16 protein-coding genes and 1 pseudogene are annotated in these 21,109 nt (G+C 67.9%); 10 read left to right on the top strand and 7 right to left on the bottom strand.

What is annotated here, in order from left to right; translation table 11 throughout:
• Positions 1-32 precede the first annotated feature (32 nt).
• From LRS10_RS19745 to LRS10_RS19710, 8 genes are read left to right on the top strand one after another with little or no spacing between them, the layout of a single operon-like run.
• A complete protein-coding gene (locus tag LRS10_RS19745) occupies positions 33-1,145 on the top strand; it encodes an NAD(P)-dependent oxidoreductase (protein WP_257838729.1) in 1,113 nt (370 codons plus the stop codon).
• Positions 1,142-2,185: an SDR family NAD(P)-dependent oxidoreductase gene (locus LRS10_RS19740; RefSeq protein WP_257838728.1), complete on the top strand. Its 1,044-nt coding sequence runs from the start codon at positions 1,142-1,144 to the stop codon at positions 2,183-2,185. Before LRS10_RS19745 ends, LRS10_RS19740 begins: the two co-directional genes overlap by 4 nt.
• Positions 2,185-3,264 (top strand): glycosyltransferase family 4 protein, encoded by a 1,080-nt coding sequence (locus LRS10_RS19735; protein WP_257838727.1) that lies wholly within the window; start codon positions 2,185-2,187, stop codon positions 3,262-3,264. Before LRS10_RS19740 ends, LRS10_RS19735 begins: the two co-directional genes overlap by 1 nt.
• Positions 3,261-4,376, top strand: coding sequence for a glycosyltransferase (locus LRS10_RS19730; RefSeq protein ID WP_257838726.1), 1,116 nt, complete (start codon positions 3,261-3,263; stop codon positions 4,374-4,376). Before LRS10_RS19735 ends, LRS10_RS19730 begins: the two co-directional genes overlap by 4 nt.
• Positions 4,373-5,467: a glycosyltransferase gene (locus tag LRS10_RS19725; RefSeq protein ID WP_257838725.1), complete on the top strand. Its 1,095-nt coding sequence runs from the start codon at positions 4,373-4,375 to the stop codon at positions 5,465-5,467. Before LRS10_RS19730 ends, LRS10_RS19725 begins: the two co-directional genes overlap by 4 nt.
• Positions 5,464-6,555: a glycosyltransferase gene (locus LRS10_RS19720; protein WP_257838724.1), complete on the top strand. Its 1,092-nt coding sequence runs from the start codon at positions 5,464-5,466 to the stop codon at positions 6,553-6,555. The genes LRS10_RS19725 and LRS10_RS19720 overlap by 4 nt, the downstream gene beginning before the upstream one ends.
• Complete coding sequence (locus LRS10_RS19715; protein ID WP_257838723.1) at positions 6,552-7,559, top strand: UDP-glucuronic acid decarboxylase family protein; 1,008 nt, start codon at positions 6,552-6,554, stop codon at positions 7,557-7,559. The genes LRS10_RS19720 and LRS10_RS19715 overlap by 4 nt, the downstream gene beginning before the upstream one ends.
• A 19-nt stretch (positions 7,560-7,578) precedes the next feature.
• Complete coding sequence (locus LRS10_RS19710) at positions 7,579-8,157, top strand: DUF1003 domain-containing protein (protein ID WP_257838722.1); 579 nt, start codon at positions 7,579-7,581, stop codon at positions 8,155-8,157.
• A 28-nt stretch (positions 8,158-8,185) separates the two neighbouring features.
• Here LRS10_RS19710 and LRS10_RS19705 read toward each other — a convergent pair whose 3' ends face one another.
• Genes LRS10_RS19705 through LRS10_RS19695 form a run of 3 tightly spaced genes read right to left on the bottom strand, consistent with a single transcriptional unit; the run spans position 8,186 to position 9,692 of the window.
• Entirely contained in the window at positions 8,186-8,728 is a 543-nt protein-coding gene (locus LRS10_RS19705; protein WP_257838721.1) for a metallophosphoesterase, read from the bottom strand.
• The gene (locus LRS10_RS19700; RefSeq protein ID WP_257838720.1) at positions 8,679-8,864 is read right to left on the bottom strand and encodes a hypothetical protein; all 186 of its coding nucleotides are present in this window, start codon (positions 8,862-8,864) and stop codon (positions 8,679-8,681) included. Before LRS10_RS19700 ends, LRS10_RS19705 begins: the two co-directional genes overlap by 50 nt.
• 48 nt (positions 8,865-8,912) lie before the next feature.
• Complete coding sequence (locus tag LRS10_RS19695) at positions 8,913-9,692, bottom strand: nucleotidyltransferase family protein (RefSeq protein WP_257838719.1); 780 nt, start codon at positions 9,690-9,692, stop codon at positions 8,913-8,915.
• 297 nt (positions 9,693-9,989) lie between these two features.
• Between LRS10_RS19695 and LRS10_RS19690 the strand changes: the two genes are divergently transcribed.
• Positions 9,990-15,851, top strand: a complete 5,862-nt coding sequence (locus LRS10_RS19690; RefSeq protein WP_257838718.1) for a HAMP domain-containing protein — start codon at positions 9,990-9,992, stop codon at positions 15,849-15,851.
• Position 15,852: 1 nt separating this feature from the next.
• Positions 15,853-17,928, top strand: coding sequence for a response regulator (locus LRS10_RS19685; RefSeq protein ID WP_257838717.1), 2,076 nt, complete (start codon positions 15,853-15,855; stop codon positions 17,926-17,928).
• Positions 17,929-17,944: 16 nt separating this feature from the next.
• Here the strand turns inward: LRS10_RS19685 and LRS10_RS19680 are convergent, their stop codons facing one another.
• From LRS10_RS19680 to LRS10_RS19665, 4 genes and pseudogenes are all read right to left on the bottom strand, one after another.
• The gene (locus LRS10_RS19680) at positions 17,945-18,232 is read right to left on the bottom strand and encodes a hypothetical protein (protein WP_257838716.1); all 288 of its coding nucleotides are present in this window, start codon (positions 18,230-18,232) and stop codon (positions 17,945-17,947) included.
• 15 nt (positions 18,233-18,247) lie between these two features.
• The gene (locus tag LRS10_RS19675; protein ID WP_257838715.1) at positions 18,248-19,309 is read right to left on the bottom strand and encodes an aldose 1-epimerase; all 1,062 of its coding nucleotides are present in this window, start codon (positions 19,307-19,309) and stop codon (positions 18,248-18,250) included.
• A gap of 9 nt (positions 19,310-19,318) precedes the next feature.
• A pseudogene (locus LRS10_RS19670) lies at positions 19,319-20,638 on the bottom strand (family 1 glycosylhydrolase); the annotation flags it as partial.
• Positions 20,639-20,800: 162 nt separating this feature from the next.
• Complete coding sequence (locus LRS10_RS19665) at positions 20,801-21,043, bottom strand: hypothetical protein (protein ID WP_257838714.1); 243 nt, start codon at positions 21,041-21,043, stop codon at positions 20,801-20,803.
• Positions 21,044-21,109: the final 66 nt, after the last annotated feature.

Here is a 21,109-nt window from a genome sequence, read left to right as displayed (position 1 = left end):
CAAACACCCACCACGGCCAGGGGCTAAGCGCCGTGGCCAAGACCATCCTGATCACCGGCGGAGCCGGCTTCATCGGCCGACACGTCGCCCAGGCGCTGCTGCAGCGCGGCGACCACGTCCGTATCCTCGACAGCCTGATCGAGCAGGTGCATCCGACCCGCAGCCGGCCGACGGAACTGGCGGCCGACGCCGAGCTCATCGTTGGCGACGTCCGCGATGAGGCCGCTGTGCTGAAGGCGCTCTCGGGTGTCGACCAGGTGATCCACCTCGCAGCCGAGGTTGGGGTCGGGCAGAGCATGTACGCCGTCGACCGCTACACCTCGGTCAACGACTACGGAACGGCGGTGCTGTTCCAGCAACTGATCGACAATCCGGTCGAACGCGTGGTCGTCGCCTCGTCGATGTCGATCTACGGCGAGGGCCTCTACCGCACTCGGGACGGCGTCCTGATGGAGGACGTGGTGCGCGGCGGCCGCAATCCGGACGGCAGTTGGGATCCGCTCGACGCCGAGGGCCGGCCGATGGTCCCCGTCCACACGCCCGAGACCAAGGCCAACGGCCTCAAGTCCGTCTACGCGATCGGCAAGTTCGTGCAGGAGCGGCTGACGCTGACCCTGACCCGACAGTACGGCATGGGCGGGTCTGCGCTGCGGCTCTGGAACGCCTACGGCCCCGGTCAGGCGCTCTCCAATCCCTATACCGGTGTGCTGGCGATCTTCGCCTCGCGCATCGCCAACGGCCAGGCCCCGATGGTGTTCGAGGACGGCCAGCAGCGACGCGACTTCGTGCACGTCCGCGATGTCGCCCGGGCCTTCCTCCTGGCGCTCGACAACCCTGAGGCCGACGGAGAGGTGTTCAACATCGGGTCTGGCGTCGATCGCACGGTCGAAGAGGTTGCGCGCCTGCAGGCGGAGGCCATGGGCCGACCGGACCTGAAGCCTGACATCGCAGGCAAGGCGCGGGCCGGGGACATCCGTCACTGCATTCCAGATCTGGCGAAGGCGCGCGGCGTCCTCGGGTACGAGGCGCAAGAGGACTTCGGCGAAGGTCTCGCCGAGCTGGCCGAGTGGGTGGCGCGACAGGAGGCCGAGGACCGCGTGCAGGAGGCCCGCCGCGAGCTCGAGATGCGCGGGCTGGTCGCATGAGGGCGCTGATCACAGGCGGCGCGGGGTTCATCGGGTCCAACCTCGCCGACCGGCTGGCCGGCGAAGGCTGCGAGGTCGTGGTGTTCGACGCGCTGGCCCGGCCGGGCGTGGAGCGGAATCTCACCTGGCTGCAGGACCGGCACGGCTCCAAGATCATCGATGTGCGGGCGGATGTGCGTGACGGCCGGGCGGTCGCGGAAGCTGCGCGCAAGGTCGACGTCGTCTTCCATCTCGCCGCGCAGGTGGCGGTCACCACCAGCCTGGTGGATCCGGTCGACGACTTCGAGATCAACGTCCGCGGCGCGCTGAACGTGCTGGAGGCGGCGCGGCGGGAGAACACCCCCGTCATCTTCGCCAGCACCAACAAGGTCTATGGCGATCTGGCCGACGTGCCGTTGGACCTGGTGGGAGAGGCCTACCGCCCGCAGGACGCAAGCCTGCGAGCGCGCGGCGTTTCCGAGCAGCGGCCGCTGGACTTTCACACGCCCTATGGCTGCTCCAAGGGCGCGGCCGATCAGTACGTGCTGGACTATGCGCGCAGCTTTGGCCTGCCGACGTGCGTGCTGCGGATGAGCTGCATCTACGGTCCGCGTCAGATGGGCACTGAGGACCAGGGCTGGGTCGCCCACTTCCTGATCCGCGCGCTCGAGGGCCAACCCATCGTCATCTACGGCGACGGACGCCAGGTGCGGGACATCCTCGACGTTGGCGATGCGGTGCAGGCCTACCTGTCCGCCTGGAAGCGGATCGGCCAGGTTTCAGGGCGCGCCTTCAACCTGGGGGGCGGGCCGGCCAATGCGATCAGCCTGCTGCAACTCGTCGCCTACATCGAGGAGCTCACCGGGCGAAAGGTTGAAGGCGGCTTCTCCGAATGGCGGGCGGGGGACCAGCGCTACTACGTCTCCGATCCCTCGCTTGCGCGTCGCGAGCTGCAACTGCCGGAGCCGCGGGAATGGCGCGCAGGCGTCGCGGCGCTGGCCGACTGGCTGGCGGTGGAACGCGGCCACGCCCCGGCGCGGCAACCCGCCGAGGCCATGTGATGCGCGTCCTGATGACCGCCGATGCGGTGGGCGGCGTCTGGACCTATGCGCTCGATCTGGCCCGTGCGCTCGGGGGCGCAGGCGTGCGCACCACGCTGGCGGTCGTGGGGCCTGCGCCGTCACCGGACCAGGTGCGGGCGGCGCATGCCGTTCCGGGCCTCACCTTGCTCGAAACCGGCCTGCCGCTCGACTGGATGGCCACCGAGCCCGCCGAGATCCTCGAGGTCGGCGCTGCGCTGCGCGGCCTCGCCCGTGGCGTCCGGGCCGACCTGATCCATCTGAACAGCCCGGCGTTCGCCAGCGTCGGCGACTTCCCGGCTCCGGTGGTCGGCGTCTGCCACTCCTGTCTCGCCACCTGGTGGAGCGCGGTGAAGGACGGCCCGATGCCGGCGGACTTCCGCTGGCGGACCCAGGCCCTTTGGCAGGGCCTGCATGCCTGCGACGCGTTGATCGCCCCCACCCGGGCCTTTGCCGACGAGACAGCGGCCGCCTACGACCTGCCGCGGCCGCACGCCGTCTGGAACGGCCGTAACCCCGGCGCGGCGAAGGCCTCGCACCGGGAGCGGATGGTCTTCACCTCCGGCCGGTTGTGGGACGAGGGCAAGAATCTCGCCGTCCTGGACGAGGCGGCAAGCCTCATGTCGGCGCCGCTCCATGCGGCGGGACCGGAGCAGGGCCCGAACGACGCCGGCGTGCGACTGAAGCACGCGCGGGTGCTGGGCCGGCTGTCGTCGCACGACGTGGCCGAGTGGCTGGCGCGAGCTCCGGTCTACGCTTCCTCGGCGCTGTACGAGCCATTCGGACTGGGTGTGCTGGAGGCGGCGCAGGCGGGCTGCGCGCTCGTGCTCTCCGACATCCCGACCTTTCGCGAGCTTTGGGACGAGGCGGCTGTCTTCATCGATCCCACGGATGCGCGAGGGTTCGCCGCCGCGCTGGAACAGCTTGTCGACGACGCGGCGGGTCGCGAAGCGCTGGCCGCCAAGGCGCTGGCGCGGGCGCAGCGCTACTCGGTCGAAGCCATGACCTCCGGCGTGCTCGATCTCTATCGCCAGCTTCATCCGGAGCTCGCGGCGGCATGAGGATCGTCTACTTCACCCACTCGCTGGCCTCCTGCTGGAACCACGGCAACGCCCACTTCCTACGCGGCGTGCTGCGGCAGCTGGTTCGACAGGGCCACGATGTCCGGGTCTTCGAGCCTGAGGCCGCCTGGAGCCTCGAGAACCTCCTGGCGGACCACGGAGAAGCGGGGCTTGACCCCTACAGGGCGGCCTATCCGGAGCTGAGTTCGACCACCTTCGGCGCGACGCCGGACCTCGCCGCCATACTCGACGGGGCGGACCTGGTGATCGTCCACGAGTGGAACGATCCGAAGCTAGTCGCCGCCATCGGGCGTGAGCGGGCCAGGGGCGGGCGCTTCACTCTGCTGTTCCACGACACCCATCACCGCGCCGTCAGCGAGCCGGACGCGATCCGCGCGTTCGACCTCGACGCCTATGACGGCGTGCTGGCGTTCGGAGAAACCCTGGCCGAGGTCTACCGCGGCTGGGGCTGGGGCCAGCGCGTGTTCGTCTGGCACGAGGCGGCGGATGTGACGCTGTTCCGACCGCCGGCCGAAGAGGGCGCGCGTGCAGGCCTCGTCTGGATCGGCAACTGGGGCGACGGGGAACGGACGGCTGAGCTGGAGAGCTTCCTGTTTGCGCCGGCCAAGGCCGCAGACCTTCCGCTCGACATCTATGGCGTCCGCTATCCCGAGGCCGCCAAGGCCATGATCCGGCGGCACGGCGCCAGCTATCGCGGCTGGCTGCCGAACGCCCGTGCGCCGGAGGTGTTCGCCCGACATCTGGCGACGGTGCACGTGCCGCGGCGGTTCTACACTCGGGTGCTGCCGGGCATTCCAACCATCCGGGTGTTCGAGGCGCTGGCCTGCGGCATTCCGCTGGTCTCGGCGCCGTGGGCCGACAGCGAGGGGCTGTTCCGGCCCGGCGCGGATTTCCTGTTCGCCCATGACAGCAACGAGATGGCCGCTCACCTGCGCGACCTCGCCGCCGACCCGGAGCTGCGGGCGGCGCTGGCCCGCTCAGGTCTCGAGACCATCCGCAACCGACACACCTGCGCCCACCGTGCCGACGAGCTGATGGCCGTCGTGCGCCGGCTGGCCGCGCCTGAAGTGGAAGTGGAAGCCGTCGAATGAAGATTGCGTTCTACGGATCGAGCCTGCTGTCCGCCTACTGGAACGGCGCGGCGACCTACTACCGCGGCATGCTGAGCGAGCTGGCGCGGCGGGGCTACGAGATCACCTTCTACGAGCCGGACGCCTTCGACCGGCAGAAGCACCGCGACATCGATCCGCCCGACTGGGCGACGGTCGTTGTCTACCCCGCCACCGAGACCGCGGCGGAGGCGGTGATCGGCGCGGCGGCCGAGGCCGACGTGGTGGTGAAGGCCAGCGGCGTCGGCGTCTTCGACGACCTGCTGCTGGACGGGGTCATGGCCCAGGCGCGGCCGCATGCGGTGAAGATCTTCTGGGACGTGGATGCGCCGGCCACGCTGGCGGCGCTGAGGGCCGGCGACGAAGCGACGCTCGCCCGCGTGCTGCCGAGGCTGGACATGGTGCTGACCTACGGCGGCGGCCCCCCGGTGGTGCGCGCCTACGAAGGCGCAGGCGCCCGTGTGTGCCGGCCGATCTACAATGCGCTGGACCCGAGCACCCATAGGCCGGCGCCGTCCGATCCGAGGTTCGCGGGCGACCTGAATTTCCTCGCCAACCGGCTGCCGGACCGCGAGGCGCGGGTGGAGCGGTTCTTCCTGGACGCAGCGGCCAGGCTGCCGGACCGGCGGTTCGTGCTGGGCGGCGCCGGCTGGGACGACAAGCCGATGCCGGAGAACGTCCGGCGGCTGGGCCACGTCGGCACGGGCGATCACAACGCCTTCAACCGCTCGGGCCTGGCGGTGCTGAACGTGGCCCGGGACTCCATGGCCGACGTGGGCTTCTCGCCGGCCACACGGGTGTTCGAGGCGGCGGGCGCGGGCGCCTGCCTGATCACCGACGCGTGGGAGGGCGTGGAGCTGTTCCTGACGCCCGGCGAGGAGGTGCTTGTCGCCCGCGACGGCCAGGACGTGGCCGAGCACCTGGAAGCGCTGACGCCGGAACGGGGGAGGGCGATCGGGGAGGCCGCGCGGCAGCGGATCCTGGCCGAACACACCTACGCCCGCCGCGCGGTCGAGGTGGACGCCCTGCTGAAGCAGGAAGCCGCCGCCAAACGCGAGAGGAGCTTGGCATGAAGCTCCTGGTCCTCGGTCTTTCGCTGTCGTCCTCGTGGGGCAACGGCCACGCGACGACCTATCGGGCGCTGCTGCGAGCCTTCGCCGCGCGGGGTCATCAGGTGACGTTCCTGGAGCGGGACGTGCCTTGGTACGCCAGCCACCGCGACCTGGCCGAGCCGGACTTCTGCCAGCTGGCGCTGTACCGCGACCTCGACGAGCTGAAGACCCACTGGCGTGGCGAGGTCGAACGCGCCGATGCGGTCATCGTCGGCTCCTACGTGCCCGATGGCGTCGAGGTGGGCCGCTGGGTGCAGGCGACGGCCCGCGGCGTGAAGGCCTTCTACGACATCGACACGCCGGTGACGCTCGCCAAGCTGGCGGCAGGCGACCACGAGTACCTGACGCCCGAGTTGATCGCCGGCTACGACGTCTATCTGTCCTTCACCGGCGGGCCGACGCTGACCGAACTGGAGCGGCGCTACGGGTCGCCGGCGGCGCGGGCGCTGTACTGCTCGGTCGACGACGCCGCCTACCGGCCTCTGCAGGTCGAGCGGCGCTGGGACCTGAGCTATCTCGGCACCTACAGCCCGGACCGGCAGCCGACCCTGGAGAGGCTGCTGATCGAGCCCGCCCGGCGTGCGCCGCAGCTGAGGTTCTGCGTCGCCGGACCGCAATACCCGGCTGACATCGCGTGGCCGGCGAACATCGAGCGGGTGGAGCATGTGGGGCCGGCGGATCACCCGGCGTTCTATGCCGCCAGCCGGTTCACGCTGAACGTCACGCGCGCCGACATGATCGCGGCCGGCTGGAGCCCGAGCGTGCGGCTTTTCGAGGCCGGAGCCTGCGGGACGCCGATCGTCTCGGATGTCTGGGAGGGCCTCGAGACGCTGTTCGCGCCAGGCGCGGAGATCGTGCTGGCCGAGAGCCCTGAGGCGGTGTTGGCCGCCCTCCACATGCCTGAGGCCGCCCGGGACGCGCAGGCCGAACGGGCGCGGGCGCGGATCCTCGATGGACACACGGCGGCCCACCGGGCGGCCGAACTCGAAACACATCTCACGGCGGCGACCGCCGGACACCGGGGACGGGCGGAAGGGGTTTTCGCATGAAGAACGGACATCAGAAGACGGTGCTGGTCGCCGGCGGCGCGGGCTTCCTGGGCTCGCATCTCTGCGAGCGCCTGATGGCCGACGGCGCGAACGTGGTCTGCCTGGACAACCTGCAGACAGGACGGCGCGAGAACCTCCGCAAATTGGAGGGGCGTGACGGCTTCACGTTTGTGAAGGCCGACGTGGTGGATCCGCTGCCGGCGAAGGTCACGCAGATGCGCTTTGACCGGATCTACAACCTGGCCTGCGCCGCCTCGCCGCCGCTGTATCAGGCCGATCCCGAGCACACCTTGCTGACGAGCGTGCTGGGAACCCAGCACCTGCTGAAGCTGGCGGAGGCCAGCAGGGCGCGGTTCCTGCAGGCCTCGACCAGCGAGATCTACGGCGACCCCGAAAGCCATCCGCAGCCGGAGAGCTACTGGGGCAACGTCAACTGCACGGGGCCGCGGGCCTGCTACGACGAGGGCAAGCGGGCGGCCGAGACGCTATGCTTCGACTACGACCGGCTCGGGCGGGCCGAGGTGCGGGTGGTGCGGATCTTCAACACCTATGGACCGCGGCTGGACGCCAGCGACGGCCGGGTGGTGTCGAACGTGGTCAGCCAGGCCCTGGCGGGCGAGGACATCACCGTCTTCGGCGACGGCTCGCAGACCCGGTCCTTCTGCTACGTCGACGACGAGATCGACGGGCTGGTCCGGCTGATGGAGTACAACGGCCCGCAGCCGGGGCCGGTGAACATCGGAAATCCGGCCGAGCGGACCATCCTGGAACTGGTCGACCTGGTCCTGGCGCTGACGGGCTCGACCTCGGAGGTGGCGTACCGGCCGCTGCCGACGGACGACCCGAGGCGTCGACGGCCCGACATCGAGAAGGCGCAACGGCTTCTGGGCTGGCAGCCGTCGACGCCGCTGGAGATGGGACTGCGAGCCACCATCGCATGGTTCGAGGCGCGGGACGGCGCGCCGGGCAAGCGGCGCGGAGAGGGACTGCGCCTCAGCGCCTGAGCTTCGATCGGAGGCGGTCATGACCGCGTCGGACCCTCCCGGCGGTCTCACCTACCCAGCCCCGGACGGTGGGGCGCAGGACATGGCGGCGGTCTTGCGCCGCAACATCGAGGCGATGCGGGCGCAGCGCCGACGTGAGGAAGAGACGGCGAAACCCGGTGAACGGATCGCCGAGCGGATCACCCGGTTCACCGGCTCACTCATCTTCGTCTACGTCCACCTCCTCCTGGTGGCGGCGTGGACCATGGTCAATCTGGGCGCGGCGCCCGGCCTGCGGCCGTTCGATCCCTCGTTCGTGATCCTCGCCACAGTTGCGTCGGTGGAGGCGATCTTCCTCTCGACCTTCGTGCTGATCAGCCAGAACCGCATCTCGGCGCTGGCCGACAAGCGGGCGGCTCTGGATCTGCAGATCGACCTGCTCGCCGAGTACGAGATCACGCAATTGGTGAAGCTGACGACGGCGATCGCAGAGAAGGTCGGGGTGGACGTCCGCCGCCCCGAGATCGAAGAGATCAGCCGCGAGGTCGCGCCGGAAGCCGTGCTGCAGGAACTGGATGTGGACGCCGGGCCCGGGAGCCGCGACGCCGACCGGGGCTAAGCCTCTGCGCGCTCAGACCCTCGAACCCTCAGACCTCAAAGAGGGCGTATTCCACGCCCACGTCGCGGTTCAGAACCGGCTTGGCGACATTGTAGACGGGGACGCCTCGCGCCGTGCGGCCCTCGTAGGCGCCGCGGTGCGCATGGCCGTGGAAGGCGAGCTTCACGCCTTCGAAGCGATCGATGGTCTCGCCCATCCGCGCCGAGCCGAGGAAGGGGAAGATCTCCGGCGGTTCGCCCTCGACCGTCTCGACGACCGGCGAATAGTGCGTGACCACCACGATGCGTTCGGTGCGCAGCATGCGCAGGCTCGTCTCCAGCTTGAGGTTCTCGTCGACCGCGGCCTGGACGAACGACTTGATCTCGGGCTCGCCGAAGGCCGAAAGCATGTAGCGTCCAAAGCCTCCGATGAAGCCCTTGCAGCCGGCGAAGCCTACGCCCTCGATCTCGAAGGCTTCGCCGTCCAGCACCTTCAGCCCGGCCTGGTGGAGGATGCGGGCGACCTCCTGCGGCTGACCGCACTCATAGTCGTGGTTGCCGAGCACGCCCACGACGGGGATCGAGCAGGCCATCAGGTCCTCGGCCAGGATCTCGGCCTCGGGGGGTCTTGCCGAAGTTGGTGAGGTCGCCGCAGAGGGCGAGCACGTCGGCTTCCTGGCTGATCTTCGAGAACAGGTCACGGTAGGGATGCTTATGGTTTTCGCCCACGTGCAGGTCGCCGATCGCCGCGACCTTCAGGGGGTCGTCGACGATCCGTCAGGCGATAGGCTCATGCCGCTCCTCCAGGCCCTTGCCGACGACGTCGGCGAAGCCCCATTCGCTGATGTCCATGACGTAGTCCCGCGGGCTGAACAGACGACCGCGGCAGACCTTAACCCGCGCCGGCGGCAGACCCACCTGGGCCTGCAGGCGGGTGCTGAGCTCGTCCATCACCCAGCGCGGGATCAGGTCGCGCTCGGTGGGATAGATGAAGCGGAAGTTCAGGAGGTGGGTCAGCAGCACCTCCCAGTACGGCTCCATGTAGGTCATGAGCCGCTGCCAATCGATGTGGTCGTTGGCCCGCAGGATCACATGGACCACATCCGCGCCGTCGTAGCGGTAGCGGTCCTGGATGAACATCTTGGAGATCAGCAGCTCGGTCGGCGGCGTGATCTTGGCGACGGTGCCATAGACCTTGATCGTGTCGTTGTTCTGGAACCAGGCGTCGGTCACAGGGGCGGTGCCGTTCGACATGGCGAAGATCACGTCGAAGAAGCGGTTCTCCTGCCAGACCTTGGCGATCCAGCGTTCGTCCTCGACGTCGGTGCGGTAGCCGCGCTCCTGGAAGTAGGCGAGGATCTTCGGATAGTCCCCCGCCTTGCAAAACACGTCGAGGTCCTTGGTCGGCCGGACGATGCCGGTATAGGCGCTCACGGCGTAGGTGCCTGACAGGAGGTAGGGGATCCCCGACTCGTTCAGCAGCCGGAGGCTCTCGGCGTAGAACGCTTCGGCGTCCGGCGGCGGTTCAAAGGCTGCGGCGTCATAGGGCTGCGACATGCGCGTGAGGTTTCACCAATCCTGAGGCTTCATGGGACCTGACGCCCCGTGCCCAAACGGCGCCCGGAAGGCCAAGTTCCGAGGTCGCCCCGGTTGGCGGCGCGGGCCGGATGCAGTACCTTCCACGCCACGCAACCCTCTGAAAAATTTATTTTCAGCCAAGCTGGAACTCGCCGCAGGCGCCTACGTTGTCCCAGGCGGGCGGGGTGTGTCTTGGCGTCGTGATGAGCCTGCAGAAGGTTCAACGGCGGCCGGGTATCTCCCCCCAAGCAGCAATCGCATGCCCTCGGGGGAAATATGTCTGCCAACGTCGTTGCGAAGACCGCAAAGGCCAGCAAGCCGCGCCGCGCCCAAGCGGCGGCTACGGATGTCGACACCGGCCAGCTTCTTGCCGCGCTCCGCGCGTTTCGCCGGGGCGACTTCTCGGTGCGTATGCCGCGGGGGCTGACGGGTGTCGCGGGCGAGCTGGCGGAAGCCTTCAACGACGTCGTCGAGCTCAATGACCGTATGACCCGCGAATTCGAGCGGCTGGGCGACACGGTGGGACGTCAGGGCAAGATCAGCCACCGCGCCAAGCTGCCCGGCGCTCAGGGGTCGTGGTCGTTCGCCGTCGACGCGGTGAACACCCTGATCACGGACATGGTCCACCCCACCGCCGAAATGGCCCGCGTGATCGGCGCCGTGGCCAAGGGCGACCTGTCACAGACCATGGACCTCGAGAACGAGGAGCGCCCGCTGCGGGGCGAGTTCCTGCGGATCGGCAAGGTCGTGAACACCATGGTGGGCCAGCTTGGCTCGTTCGCCTCGGAAGTGACCCGGGTGGCGCGGGAAGTGGGCACCGAAGGGAAGCTGGGCGGCCAGGCGCAGGTGAAGGGTGTGGCCGGCACCTGGAAGGACCTGACCGACAACGTGAACTTCATGGCCGCGAACCTGACGGGCCAGGTGCGGAACATCGCCGATGTGACCACCGCGGTGGCCAATGGCGACCTGAGCCGCAAGATCACCGTGGACGTGAAGGGCGAGGTGCTGGAGCTGAAGAACACCATCAACACGATGGTGGACCAGCTGAACTCCTTCGCCTCGGAAGTGACCCGCGTGGCCCGGGAAGTGGGTACGGAAGGGAAGCTGGGCGGTCAGGCCCAGGTGAAGGGCGTCGCCGGCACCTGGAAGGACCTCACCGACAACGTGAACCTGATGGCGAACAACCTCACCGGCCAGGTGCGGAACATCGCCGAAGTGACGACCGCCGTGGCCCGCGGCGACCTGTCCAAGAAGATCACCGTGGACGTGAAGGGCGAGATCCTTGAGCTGAAGAACACCATCAACACCATGGTGGACCAGCTGAACGCCTTCTCGTCGGAAGTGACCCGGGTGGCCCGGGAAGTGGGTACGGAAGGCAAGCTGGGCGGTCAGGCCCGGGTGGAAGGCGTCACCGGCGCCTGGAAGGACCTGACGGACAACGTGAACTTCATGGCCGCCAACCTGACGGGCCAGGTGCGGAACATCGCCGAGGTGACCACCGCCGTGGCCAACGGCGACCTGTCCAAGAAGATCACCGTGGACGTGAAGGGCGAGATCCTCGAGCTGAAGAACACCATCAACACCATGGTGGACCAGCTGAACGCCTTCGCCTCGGAAGTGACCCGGGTGGCGCGGGAAGTGGGTACGGAAGGCAAGCTGGGCGGCCAGGCGAACGTGAAGGGCGTCGGCGGGACCTGGAAGGACCTGACCGACAACGTGAACCTGATGGCCGCGAACCTGACGGGCCAGGTGCGGAACATCGCCGAGGTGACCACCGCCGTGGCCAACGGCGACCTGTCCAAGAAGATCACCGTGGACGTGCGCGGCGAGATCCTCGAGCTGAAGACCACCATCAACACCATGGTGGACCAGCTGAACTCCTTCGCCTCGGAAGTGACCCGGGTGGCGCGGGAAGTGGGTACGGAGGGCAAGCTCGGCGGTCAGGCGCAGGTGAAGGGTGTCGCCGGCACCTGGAAGGACCTGACCGACAACGTGAACATGATGGCGGCGAACCTGACCGGTCAGGTGCGGAACATCGCCGACGTGACGACCGCCGTGGCCAACGGCGACCTGTCCAAGAAGATCACCGTGGACGTGAAGGGCGAGATCCTCGAGCTGAAGAACACCATCAACACCATGGTGGACCAGCTGAACGCCTTCGCCTCGGAAGTGACCCGCGTGGCCCGGGAAGTGGGTACGGAAGGCAAGCTGGGCGGCCAGGCGCAGGTGAAGGGTGTCGCCGGCACCTGGAAGGACCTGACCGACAACGTGAACTTCATGGCCGCCAACCTGACGGGCCAGGTGCGAAACATCGCCGAAGTGACCACCGCCGTGGCCATGGGCGACCTTTCGAAGAAGATCACCGTGGACGTGCGCGGGGAAATCCTCGAGCTGAAGAACACCATCAACACCATGGTGGACCAGCTCAACGCCTTCGCCTCGGAAGTGACCCGGGTGGCTCGGGAAGTGGGCACCGAGGGCAAGCTGGGGGGCCAGGCGCAGGTGAAGGGTGTCGCCGGCACCTGGAAGGACCTGACCGACAACGTGAACCTGATGGCCGCCAACCTGACCGGTCAGGTGCGGAACATCGCCGACGTCACCACCGCCGTGGCTAAGGGCGACCTGTCCAAGAAGATCACCGTGGACGTGCGCGGCGAGATCCTCGAGCTGAAGAACACCATCAACACCATGGTGGACCAGCTGAACTCCTTCGCCTCGGAAGTGACCCGGGTGGCCCGGGAAGTGGGCACCGAGGGCAAGCTGGGCGGCCAGGCGCAGGTGCCGGGCGTCGCCGGCACCTGGAAGGACCTGACCGACAACGTGAACATGATGGCGGCGAACCTGACCGGCCAGGTCCGGAACATCGCCGACGTGGTGACCGCGGTGGCCAACGGCGACCTGAAGCGGAAGCTGACCCTGGACGCCAAGGGCGAAATCGCCGCGCTGGCCGACACCATCAACGGAATGATCGAGACCCTGGCGACCTTTGCCGACCAGGTGACGAACGTGGCCCGCGAAGTGGGGTCCGAAGGGAAGCTGGGCGGTCAGGCCCGGGTGCCCGGCGCCGCCGGCCTGTGGCGCGACCTGACCGACAACGTGAACGAACTGGCCGCCAACCTGACCACTCAGGTGCGCGCCATCGCCGAGGTGTCGACCGCCGTGACGAAGGGCGACCTGACGCGGTCGATCACCGTCGAAGCCTCTGGCGAGGTGGAGGAGCTGAAGAACAACATCAACGAGATGATCCGCAACCTGCGGGAACAGACGCTCAAGAACACGGAACAGGACTGGCTGAAGACCAACCTGGCCCGGTTCACGCGGATGCTGCAGGGCGAGCGCGACCTCTCGACGGTGTCGAACCTGGTGCTGTCGGAACTGGCGCCGCTGATCAACGCGCAGCACGCCGTGTTCTACGTCACCGACCGGGACGACGAGGGCCACGCGGTCCTGAACCTCGCCGCCTCGTACGCCTTCAACAACCGCAAGCACCTGGCCAACCAGTTCAAGCTGCGGGAGGGCCTGATCGGGCAGTGCGCCTACGAGAAGTCGCGCATCCTGCTGGCCAACGTGCCGAAGGACTATGTGCAGATCAGTTCGGGCCTGGGCGAGGCCCCTCCGGCCAACATCATCGTCCTGCCGGCGCTGTTCGAAGGCGAAGTGAAGGCGGTGATCGAGCTCGCCACGTTCGGCGAGTTCAACGAGACGCAGATGGCGTTCCTCGACCAGCTGATGGAATCCATCGGCATCGTGCTGAACACCATCGCCGCCAACATGCGGACGGAAGGCCTGCTGAAGCAGTCGCAGCTCCTGACCTCGGAACTGCAGGCCCAGCAGGAGGAGCTGAAGAAGACCAACGACCGGCTGGAGCAACAGGCCGCCAGCCTGCGTCAGTCGGAAGAGCTGCTCCGCACCAAGCAGGAGGAACTGCAGCAGACCAACGCCGAGCTGCAGGAGAAGGCGCACCTGCTGTCGATTCAGAACCAGCAGGTCGAAGCCAAGAACCGCGAGGTGGAACAGGCCAAGATCGCGCTGGAAGAGAAGGCCGAGCAGCTGGCCCTGACCTCGAAGTTCAAGTCCGAGTTCCTGGCCAACATGTCCCACGAGCTGCGGACGCCGCTGAACTCGCTGCTCATCCTGTCGAAGCTGCTGGCCGACAATGGCCAGGGCAACCTGTCGGACAAGCAGGTCGAGTTCGCCCACAACATCCATGCGGCGGGCACCGACCTTCTCGCGCTGATCAACGACGTGCTCGACCTGGCCAAGATCGAGTCCGGCACGGTCACGCTGGACATCAGCGAGATGTCGTTCGCCAGCCTCAAGGACCACGTCGACCGCACGTTCTCGCAGATCGCAGCGGACAAGAAGCTGGAGTTCGCGGTGGAGCTGGACCCGGCGCTGTCTCGGTCGATGTACACCGACGACAAGCGACTGCAGCAGATCATCAAGAACCTGCTCTCGAACGCCTTCAAGTTCACCGACAAGGGCCATGTGAAGCTGAAGGTGGGCCGCGCGCACTCCGGCTGGAGCGCGGGCAACGACCACCTGAACACCGCGGGGCAGGTGCTGGCGTTCTCTGTCGAGGACACCGGCATCGGGATCCCCGAAGAGAAGCAGCGGATCATCTTCGAGAGCTTCCAGCAGGCGGACGGCACGACAAGCCGCAAGTACGGCGGCACGGGCCTGGGCCTGTCGATCAGCCGCGAGATCACCCGCATGCTGGGCGGCGAGTTGAAGGTGGAATCGAAGCCGGGCAAGGGCTCGACCTTCACCCTCTACCTGCCGCTGAACTTCAGCCCGGCGGCGCAGCCGCAGCCTTCGGCCCGCACGGCCGGCGCCTCTCCGCTGCCGCGGCCGATGATGATGCCTTCGGCGTTCTCCGACGAGCCGGTGGAAGCCGTCGCCGACGACCGCGACGCCATCAGCTCGGGCGACTCGGTGGTGCTGATCGTCGAGGACGATCCGCGCTTCGCCTCGATCCTGCTCAGCCTGGTCCGCGACAGCGGCTTCAAGGGCGTGGTCACGGGCGAGGGCGGGGCGGCCCCGTCGCTGGCCCGCCGGTTCGGCCCCGACGCCATCATGTTGGACATCGGCCTGCCCGACATGGACGGCCTGGCGCTGCTCGATCTTTTGAAGCGGACGCCTGAGACGCGGCACATCCCCGTGCACATGATCTCGGCGGACGACCAGAAGGGCCTCGGCCTGTCGATGGGCGCCTTCGGCTTCACGCACAAGCCGGTGGAGCGCGAGGTGGTGGTCTCGACCCTGCAGGGTGTGAAGACCTTCGTCGACAAGGCCGATCGGCGGATCGTGCTGGTGGGCCACGACGGCGAGGCGGCCGAGACGTTGCGGCAGTGCTTCACCGAGGTGGAGCTGGCCGACAGCTTCGCCGACGTGCTGGCCCGCCCGGCGGGCGAGCGGCCCGACGGCGTGGTTGTGGAAGCCTCCGCCCTGCCGGTGGCCCAACTGGTCGACCAACTGAAGCAAGCCGACGGGCGCTGCGTTCCGGCGGTGGTCTATGCCCCCGTCGAGCTGGAACCCGAGGACGACAAGCGGCTGCGGCTGGCCGTTTTCGGCGGCCTTGTGCGGATGGCGCGGACGGCGGACCAGCTGGTCGACCAGGCCACGCTGCTGCTGCATGCGCCCCTGGACAAGCTGCCTGCGCCAGCCAAGGCCAAGTTCAACCAGAACAAGCACGAGGACTCGGTTCTGGCCGGCCGGAAGGTGCTCGTGATCGACGACGACATCCGCAACATCTTCTCGCTGGCTTCGGCCCTCGAGGAGTACGGCATCGAGCTCAGCTACGCCGAAAGCGGACGGGCGGGGCTTGAATCCCTCGACGCGAAGGGGGATGTGGACGTCGTGCTGGTGGACATCATGATGCCTGACATGGACGGTTACGAAACCATCCGCGAGATCCGCTCCCGTCAGGCCCTGTCGGACCTCCCGATCGTGGCGGTGACGGCGAAGGCCATGAAGGGGGACCGCCAGAAGTGCATCCAGGCCGGCGCTTCCGACTATGTCTCCAAGCCGGTCGACATCGACCACCTCATCTCGGTGCTGCGCGTCTCGATCCAGCGTGCGGACGCGATGAAGCTGGCCAGCGACACGGTCGTGTCCCTCATGCCGCAAGCGAGCTGACTTGACGCCCCCAGCCGCCGCACGCGCGCCGGCGGGCGCCGGGGCGGCGGAGCCGAAAGCTCCGCCCGACCTGGATGCTCCGCTCAAGGCCCGGATTCTCATCGTCGACGACGATGAGCGGAACGCCTTCGCCGCCGTGCAGGCGCTGGAGGAGCTCGGCCACGAACTGGTGGTGGCCAAGTCGGGCGAAGAGGCGCTGAAGCGGCTGCTGGGCGAGGAGTTCGCGTTGATCCTGCTCGACCTGCACATGCCGGGCATGGATGGCTACGAAACGGCGGCCCTGATCCGGTCGCGGAAGCGGACGGCGGACACGCCGATCGTCTTCCTGACGGCGATCTTCCGGGACGAGGCGCACATCTTCCAGGCCTATTCGGCGGGCGCCGTGGACGTGGTCTTCAAGCCCGTCGACCCCTTCATCCTGAAGGCCAAGACCAAGGTCTTCGTGGACCTCTACCTGCGCACCCAGGAGGCCAACCGGCAGTCCGCGTACAAGCAGTGGCTGCTCGACGAGCATGCCCGGATGAAGCACGAGAAGGCCCAGACCGAGCGGGCGCTGCGCCGGGCCGAGATGCAGCAGCAGGCGATCCTGAAGTCGCTGCCGATCGTCTTCACGTCGCGCAGCATCGAGCCACCGTTCACGCCGCAATTCGTCTCGGAATCGATCTTCGAGATCACCGGATTCCCGGCGAGCCGCTTCACCGAGGAGGCGGATTTCGGCTCGAGCCGCATTCACCCCGACGACCTGGAGCGGACGATCGCGTCCTTCCGCAACGCGACGCAGACGGGCCAGTATTCGTGCGAATTCCGCTGGCTGTGCGCCGACGGCCAGTACCGGGTGCTGCACGACCAGGGCGTGGTCGCGCCTTCGGACGACGGCGAGGCCCGCGAAATCTTCGGCGTCATCCTTGACGCCACCGACCGCCGCAGCCTGGAAGAGCAGCTCGCCCAGGCGCGGAAGATGGAGGCCGTGGGCCAGCTCACGGGCGGGGTGGCGCACGACTTCAACAACCTGCTGACGGTGGTGCTGGGCAATATCGACATGCTCGCCCGCAAGCAGGAGGAAGAGACGCGTCGGGCCCGCCGCATCGACGCCATCCGCCAGGCCGCCGAGCGCGGCCGGGACCTGACCCGCCAGCTGCTCGCCTTCTCGCGCCGCCAGCACCTGTCGCCCGTGACCCTGGACGTGAACGCGCTGATCACCGACTTCGCGCCGCTGATGCGCCAGGCCGTCGGCGAGGCGGTGACCATCGATCTGGCGCTGGCCGACGAGGCTCTGAACACTCATGTCGACCCGACACAGCTCGAGACGGCCCTGCTGAACCTGGCGGTCAATGCGCGCGACGCCATGCCCGAGGGCGGCCGCCTGACCATCCGCACCAGCCGGCGGCGGGCCGAGCGCGGGCCCGGTTTCATCGTCGTCGAGGTGCGCGACACGGGCTTCGGCATGACCGCCGACGTGCGCGAGCGCGTCTTCGAGCCCTTCTTCACCACCAAGGAGGTGGGCAAGGGGTCGGGCCTCGGGCTGTCGCAGGTCTATGGCTTCGTCCGGCAGTCGGAAGGCGAGGTGGAGGTGGAGAGCGACGTCGGCGCGGGCACCACCTTCCGCCTGCTGCTGCCTGGGACTGAGGCGAAGGCGGAAGTGCGGCCGGCCCAGGCGCAGGCCGAGGTGATCGGCGGCGCCGAAAAGATCCTGCTGGTCGAGGACGACGCGACCGTGCTGGCGCTGACGCTCGATGTGCTGAGCGGCCTGGGCTACGCCGTGCGCACGGCGACCAACGCCGCCGAAGCTCTGGAAATCCTCCATTCCGACGCGGAGGTGGACCTGCTGTTCACCGACGTGGTGATGCCGGGCGGCGTGAGCGGCGTGAGCCTGGCCCGGACGGCGAAGGAGCTGCGCCCGGAGCTGCGTGTCCTGCTGACGTCCGGCTTCGTGGGCGACGGCCAGATCAACGAAGGCCGTGAATTCCCGCTGCTGGACAAGCCCTACGACACCCCGGTGATGGCCTCGATGCTGCGGAAGCTGCTGGATCGGCCTGAGCCGAAGACCAAGCGTAAGGCGACGGCGGCGGCCGAGTAGCCGCCCGCACGTCGACTTAGGGCTCGTCCTTCCAGGGATCCTTCGCCAGGCGCTTCAGGGCTGCTGAGAGCTTGCGCGCATGAGCCCGCTCGATCTCGGCGTCGCGAAAGCCGCAGGACAGCGTCTGGGCCATCTCCTCCAACTCCTCGACGCCGCCCTCGTTGGCGAAGGCCTTGGCGATGATGCGCGCCTCGCCCAGCAGCTCGGCCTTTTCTTCGGCCGGGCAGGAGTCGAGTAGCGCCTCGTCGAAGTCGATGACTTCGCAGGTCTCTTGCCTCTGTTCACTCTTGCGTGCGCGGTTCATGGCGCTGGGAAAGCACTACCCCCGCGAGCGGTTCCCCACGGCGTAGGCGCTCAACAGACAATCATAGGTTAAGCTTGCGCCCGGCTTCAGCCTGGCCATTCCGGTGTCCATCCCCGCGGGCCAGACGTCTCCGAACGGATCGGCGACGTTGAACTGCGGCTCGACGACGACAAAGGGCTTCTCCGGCGGCGCATACACCTGGACGGCCTTCACATGCGGGCTTTGGGAAGCGAAGCGGTAACCGATGCCGGCGAGGGGATCCTCCACCTCCACGACGACCCGGCCGTCCTGTCGCGCAAGTTCGGTGAAGCAGTCGTCAAGGAAGAGATCGCCCAGGGCGGGCCCTTCGCCGAAGTCATAGGGCGTGCCGGCGTTGGGGGGCAGGCGGCCGGTCGGCAGGACCTCGTCGTAGTTGTTCACCTCTGTGCGGACCTGGGCGGAAAGCCGAAGGCGCGCCTGGCGGCGATCACCTGAGGGCAGCGCCATGTAGGGATGGAAGCCGATGCCCAGCGGCAGGTCGGCGTCGCCGACGTTGCGGGCCGTGACGCCGAGCGCCAGCTCACCGTTCTCGAGGCGCCATTCGAAGTCGAACTCCGCCCGTCCGGGCCAGCGCCCGCCGAAGTCGCCGGCGTCGAGGCGTCCGGTCAGCCGGCCGGGCGAGAGGCGCTCGTACGGCACGGGTGTCTGGAGGATCAGGCCGTGCATGGCGTACTGCGCCGCGCCCGGCGCCTTGCCGCCCCAGTTGCGCGGCAGGCGAGCCGAGCGCCCGTCGACCGTCGCTTCGATCTCTCGCGCCTCGCCGAGGTCGCGCCCTCGGATGCGGTTGGCGTAGGGGATGAGCACGGCGCCGCCGAACGCGAAGGTCTTGTTGCCGGCGAAGTCGTCAGGGCCGCCGAAGGCGTCGGCGAGTTCATCGGGCGAGGGGGAGAACAGGGCGTCGACGATCTCGCCTGTGAGCAGCCGCAGCTTCGCCTGCAGCAGCATCATGCCGCGGCCGGGGAGGACCTGCGCCTCGACGAAGCCGGGCCGGTCGGCCGGCGCGTCGGCGCGCAGGGTGACGATCTCGATCCGCCCCATCCGGAGCGCCTAGCCGGTCTGGCCGCCAGATGCGAGTTCGACCGCCCGGAGCCGCCGGGCCTCCACCTGCTGGCGTTCCGCGCCGGGCTCGCCGTACTCGGCCGGCGGCACGACGGGCACCGTGAGGCAGATGCTCTGGGTGGGCAGCACCTCGCCCCAGTCCTTGATCAGTTGCTTGTAGGAGAGGCCCACCGGACGGATCTCACGGTTGAGGTCGTAGAGGCCCACCGGGTGCACCCGCATATTGGTCTCGCGCAAGGCAGTGTCCCAGTCCATCTGGTCGGTCAGCGAGTACCAGGTGAAGCCGACCGTCGGCACGCCATCGTTGCGGACGCGGAGCACGTTGGCCCACTCCTTCCAGAGCCAGTTCACGGCCTCGTCGCCGTTCGGACCCTCGACGATGTTGGTCTCGGTGTGCATCACCGGGAGCCGGTAGCGGTTGTAGTACTGCCGGGTGATCTCGGAGTAGCCGAAGATCTCGCCCGAGGCCCGGTGAGTCCCGTCGGCCGACACCCGGTGCTCGTTCGTCCAATAGTAGTCGTTGCCCAGGATGCAGTGGTGGCGCAGCGAATTGCCGAGGAAGAAGTGGTACTCCTCGCGCGTCATCCCGTTGTCCATCAGGTACTCGTACATCTCGCTGTCGACCCGGTGGCCGTAGTTGAGATCGAGTGAGAGGAAGCGGCGCGAGTTCTCGATCTCCGCCGGCTTGATGGCGGACGGATTCTCCGCGTGGAAGTACTCCGAGGACTCGCTCTGGATGAAGATCGCGTCGGGCCGGACCTTGAGGATCTCCTGCATGGCCAGCACGTTGGCCCGCACGATGTGCTTCAGCGCGGTGACGAAGGTGAGGTCCGTCGTGCCCTGCTCGTTCCACCAGCCGAACTTGGCCGAGAACTGGGCGCAGATGAACATCTCGTTGACCGGCGTGTAGAGCTGCACCCACGGGAAGCGCCGGGCGAATGCGGCGGAGTACCTGGCGAACTGCTCCGGGAAGTCGGGATTCTGGAAGTCGCCGATCCAGTCGGGCACGCCGAAGTGGCAGAGGTCGACGATGGGATTGATGTTGCGGCGGCGCAGTTCGGCGAAGGTGACGTCCGAGAACTCCCAGTCGTACCTCTCGGGTCCGATCAGGGTGGTGTGCAGCGGCGGGCCGTAGCGCAGGTACTTGATCCCCATCTCTTCGACGAGGTCGAAGTCCTTCCGCCAATGCCGGTAGTGACCGCAGGACTCCATCTGGTCCACCCGGACGCGGCCGTTCTGGATGCGGGGGATGGAGTTCTCGATCCCGGTGGCGAACATGAAAGCGGAGATGGCGCGTCCTCCCCTGGAAGTGGCCGGCTCGAAAGCGGCGCAGCCGTGTACTCGCGCGAGCGCGGTCGCTCGCTCCCCAAAGCGATAACTCCGGGGGCGGACCGGGGTTCAGAAAAATCAGGACGTTCTCCTCTCCCTCTCCCTCTCCGTTGTGGAGGGGAGAGAGGAGGAGATCGGCGCCTATTCCGCCGTTTCGGCGAGGCCGGGCTGGCCGTTGATCTTGCGGCAGCGGGCGAGGAGGGCGAGGTGGTCGGAGCCGTTCAGCACGTTCCGGACCCAGGCCTTGTCGCCATGGACGGCGAGAACCTCGAAGTGGGGATAGAGGTTGGGCCCCGTGCGGACGAGGTCGCCCGGGGAGATCGTCTCGTCGTAGCCACGCTCGTGGTCGATCGAGAAGACGTCGGAATAGCTGGAGAGCGACACTTGGGAGACCCCTACCGATTCTGTCGACTAAGATAGTAGGGCGACGACCCTGAACGGTATTGAAAC

Origin of the sequence: Phenylobacterium sp. J426 (genome assembly GCF_024699945.1) — a bacterium.
Taxonomy (GTDB): Bacteria; Pseudomonadota; Alphaproteobacteria; order Caulobacterales; family Caulobacteraceae; genus Phenylobacterium.
The sequence above is the reverse complement of the archived record's forward strand: the minus strand, read 5'-3'. Positions and strand labels throughout refer to the sequence as shown.